The organism is Mesobacillus sp., assembly GCF_049588175.1.
Taxonomy (GTDB): domain Bacteria; phylum Bacillota; class Bacilli; order Bacillales; family Cytobacillaceae; genus Mesobacillus.
This window is the reverse complement of sequence record NZ_JBAVFI010000734.1, coordinates 1-3911: the sequence shown is the minus strand read 5'-3', so window position 1 is coordinate 3911 and position 3911 is coordinate 1. Positions and strand designations below refer to the sequence as shown.

The 3911-nt window shown below is 40.6% G+C and carries 6 protein-coding genes; 4 read left to right on the top strand and 2 right to left on the bottom strand.

All coding sequences use genetic code 11. The features are described 5' to 3' along the window. Nucleotides 1–1450, top strand: a 1450-nt coding sequence (locus WB217_RS17890; protein ID WP_423994654.1) for an ATP-dependent DNA helicase, incomplete at its 5' end; no start/stop codon positions are given. Nucleotides 1451–1527: 77 nt separating this feature from the next. Here WB217_RS17890 and WB217_RS17885 read toward each other — a convergent pair. Further along, the gene (locus WB217_RS17885) at nt 1528–1752 is read right to left on the bottom strand and encodes a hypothetical protein (RefSeq protein WP_423994653.1); all 225 of its coding nucleotides are present in this window, start codon (nt 1750–1752) and stop codon (nt 1528–1530) included. Between the two features lie 236 nt (nt 1753–1988). Here WB217_RS17885 and WB217_RS17880 point away from each other — a divergent pair, with 236 nt between their 5' ends. Beyond that, nucleotides 1989–2135, top strand: a complete 147-nt coding sequence (locus WB217_RS17880; RefSeq protein ID WP_423994652.1) for a DUF3934 family protein — start codon at nt 1989–1991, stop codon at nt 2133–2135. Between the two features lie 120 nt (nt 2136–2255). Here the strand turns inward: WB217_RS17880 and lexA are convergent, their stop codons facing one another. Further along, nucleotides 2256–2879 carry a transcriptional repressor LexA gene (gene lexA / locus WB217_RS17875; protein WP_423994651.1) on the bottom strand — a complete coding sequence of 208 codons (624 nt, stop codon included), beginning with the start codon at nt 2877–2879 and terminating at the stop codon, nt 2256–2258. 153 nt (nt 2880–3032) lie between these two features. On the opposite strand from lexA, the gene yneA reads away from it, so the two are divergent. Together yneA and WB217_RS17865 are read left to right on the top strand one after the other, a co-directional pair. Next, the gene (gene yneA, locus WB217_RS17870; protein WP_423994650.1) at nt 3033–3350 is read left to right on the top strand and encodes a cell division suppressor protein YneA; all 318 of its coding nucleotides are present in this window, start codon (nt 3033–3035) and stop codon (nt 3348–3350) included. A 28-nt stretch (nt 3351–3378) separates the two neighbouring features. Then, nucleotides 3379–3911 (top strand): YneB family resolvase-like protein (locus tag WB217_RS17865; RefSeq protein WP_423994649.1); only part of this gene is annotated, 533 nt, incomplete at its 3' end.

Genomic DNA, 3911 nt, shown 5'->3' with positions numbered 1-3911 from the left:
TGATGAAGGAATATCTATGAACACATTCAGCCGGTATGGTGACCGCAAAGAATATCCATGGGTATCCAATGAAAAATGGTCCATGATGGCATGGGATCCGCTGCAGCAATGCTCTACTTGTGAATGGCGCCACCGCTGCGGACAAACCTTAAATCGTGATTACTACCGTCATGCTGGCGATTTAATTATTTGTTCCCATGACTTTTATATGGAACATGTCTGGACAAAGGAGTCCCGCAAAAGGGAAGGGCAAATGCCGCTTCTCCCTGAAGCAAGTACGGTCATTTTTGATGAAGGTCACCTGCTTGAATTTGCAGCCCAAAAAGGACTCACTTATCGGTTTAACTCACAAACGCTGACGACTGTCCTTACAGGATATATGCATCAGGATGTTAGGGAAGAATCGCTTTATTTAATCGAGGATATTTTAGAGCTTCATGATGCATGGTTCGACCTGCTTGTTGATAACTCAGTAGCAGTTGAAGGATCTAATCGAAAAGAAGTTCCGCTCCTTGCTAGTATCAGGAAAACTGCTGAAACCCTTGAGAAAAAGGTAAGTGATTTGATGGATCAGCTTGTTTTTGATGCTGAATTATTCGTCATTGATGATTACCATTTGAAAATCATGGAAGAGTATTTGGAGTTCTTTGCATATGGTTTAGGAATTTTCCTAAAAAATGATGAAGGGATCTTTTGGCTTGAGGAGAATGAGGTTCAAACGTCATTGGTGATTATGCCTCGATTAGTAGAAGATATTTTGAAGAAGGAAGTCTTTTCGCAAAATATTCCTTTTGTTTTTTCTTCAGCTACATTATCTCAGGCAGGCGATTTTAGTTATATTTCTAAAAGCCTTGGTATTGAACAGTTTTCTTCCTTTACAGTGGCATCTCCGTTTGATTATGAAGAGCAGATGAAGATGGAGGGACACATTCAGACAGATGAAACGAATAAGTGGGAGCAGATTGGGGCCGACTTATTAAGCCAAAACGGAAAATCACTAGTGTTATTTTCATCTTCTCAGGAAATGGAACGCTTTCGAGCATGGGCTGATCTCCAACAATGGCCATTTGCCATTCTTTTTGAGGGAGACAGAGAAATTAGTGAAACAGTAAAGGTCTTCCAAAGCGAGCATACAACAGTACTATGTTCGTATAGCTTATGGGAAGGGTTGGACGTTCCAGGTGAATCATTAATCCAGGTGATTATTACTTCCTTGCCGTTCCCTCCTCATGACCCTGTTTTCCAGGCGAAACGAAAGCATGCCAATAACGCATCTGCAGAGATTGACCTGCCATATATGCTGCTTCGCTTAAGGCAGGGAATGGGCCGTTTGATTAGGAGCAGCCAGGATAATGGAATTGTACATCTGTGGTTAACAGCTGAGCAGAAGGACGCCTATATAAATGAAATCGTAAAAGTTCTCCCTGTTCAGAATGTCAAATGGCACTAGTAATTATTAAAGATGAAAAAAGAATCCCGGAAGATAAATACCTCCGGGATTCTTTTTAGCTAAGGTGAGGAGTTAAATTAAAACCAGCATCCACATTTTCTGTGGTGGCGGTCACGATCGTCACGATCACGATCATCCCTTCTATCCTGAACACCTTCTAAGTCTTCAATAATACAACGACGCACTGCACGGCAAAGATCATCAAAGTCGATAGTTGCTCTCACTTGATTACGGTCCCTATCCCTGTCCCTGTTAGGGAAAAAAACATTAGAAACATCGTTGTTATTTCTGTTGCATCCCATTTTTTTTCAACTCCTTCCCTTGTTGATACATTATCTTATGAGATAATGGACAACATGCTAGGGGTTCTGCCCTGTAAATCGTAAAATGTGCTACTCTCCTAGATAAGGGGATTAAATATTAGATACACAAGATAATCACGAAATAGATTAGGACTGAATCTTTACATTCTAAAGGTGTTTCACCAATAAAATGGTTAATAATATGGTTATATTCATAATGAACGGAGTTGAAAAACATGAGTAAAGCGAAGAGTAAAAGCGGAACAGGAAGAGGTACAGGTAAAAAAGGATGGAACAGATGGCAATCAAGCGCGAATAAAGCTAAAAGTTTCAAGCCTTATAAGAGTAAAGGTGTGAAACACCAGGATAAAACAGAAGAATAATGAAGAGGCTAATCTGCAAATGTGATGTTTTAAAGAGAATCTGAAGGTTCCATTATCAGCAAAACATCTTATTTAATAGATTCATATGTAAAAAAGCAAGCGGAAATCCGCTTGCTTTTTTTAATGCATATGACGGTATACTCCGATCACTTTGCCAAGAATCGAAACGTTGCGGAGGATAATTGGATCCATCGATGAATTTTCTGGCTGTAGCCTGAAATAATCCTTTTCCTTGAAGAAACGCTTAACTGTTGCTTCGTCTTCTTCTGTCATCGCAACCACGATATCACCATTGTTGGCCGTTTTCTGCTGCTTAACGATGACATAATCACCATCAAGGATTCCGGCTTCGATCATACTGTCTCCCATGATTTCAAGCATGAACACTTGCTCATCATGAGGAACTAGACGATCAGGAAGAGGGAAGTACTCTTCAACGTTTTCGATTGCCGTAATCGGCATACCCGCAGTTACTTTACCAACGACAGGTACATTGACAACTTTATATTTAGGGATACGGCTATCTTCTTCTATTTCAAGGATTTCGATTGCGCGAGGCTTTGTAGGATCGCGCCTGATCAAGCCCTTGCTTTCTAGTCTAGCTAAATGTCCATGGACAGTGGAGCTGGAGGCAAGGCCAACCGCTTCGCCAATTTCGCGTACGGATGGTGGATATCCTTTTTTCTTGACTTCACCTTTAATGAACTCAAATATGTCTTGTTGCCGTTTCGATAACTTCGTCATATTCACGCACCTCGTATATTTTCTTGTCCTTATTATACCATGTCCTCTATCGAGATACAAACATAAGTTCGAATAATTAGTTGACACGAAACAAATGTTCGCTTTATAATAAAATCAAATAAACGAACATACATTCGTGAAGAGGTGCTGAACATGAAAAAACTTTGGGAAAACTATTCATATGCCATTATCCTGCTTGCGGTCAGCTTGATTTTTTCGTTTGTGGCGAAAGCTCATTTAAATAGTTCTGACGATGCATACATAACTGTTACTATAGAAGAAGGGCAATCATTATGGGAGATTGCCGAAACATATGCAAATGAACATAACCTTTCAGAAAACGAGTTCGTTAGCTGGGTACAGGAAAAAAACGGACTAACCGGAGAAGTTATCTATCCTGGCGATGAACTTGTCATCCCGGTGATGGCTGAGCAAATTGAGCCCACACAGATTGCCGGTGCAGAAAGATAAAATAAGCAAAGCGAAATAAGGTGACATCATGAAAGCAATTATTTATTGCCGCGTAAGTACGACAAAAGAGACACAGGAAACCTCACTGGCGAGGCAGGAGGAAGAACTAATCCGCCTTGCTGGCAGCTGCGGCTTCGAAGTTGAGAGAATCATTAAGGAGCAGGCAAGCGGATATGATCTTGAAAGAGAAGGTATATTGGAACTTCTCGACCTAATAAAAGATAAAACAATCGGAGCACTGCTGATTCAGGATGAAACCCGTCTTGGCAGAGGAAATGCAAAGGTAGCAATTCTACACTGCATATTAAAAGAAAAAATTAAGCTTTACAGTATTTCGCACAATGGTGAGCTTCAGCTTTCGGAATCAGATTCGATGGTGCTTCAAATTGTGAGCATGGTTGAAGAATATCAAAGAAAGATTCATAATATCAAAATCAAAAGAGGGATGCAGCGCGCTGTTGAGCACGGATATAAGCCCCAGAGGAACTTGAAAAATCAAGGTGACCATTCCGGGAGAGAAAGGAAAGATATGCCAATCGAAGAGATAGTCAAGCTCAGGAA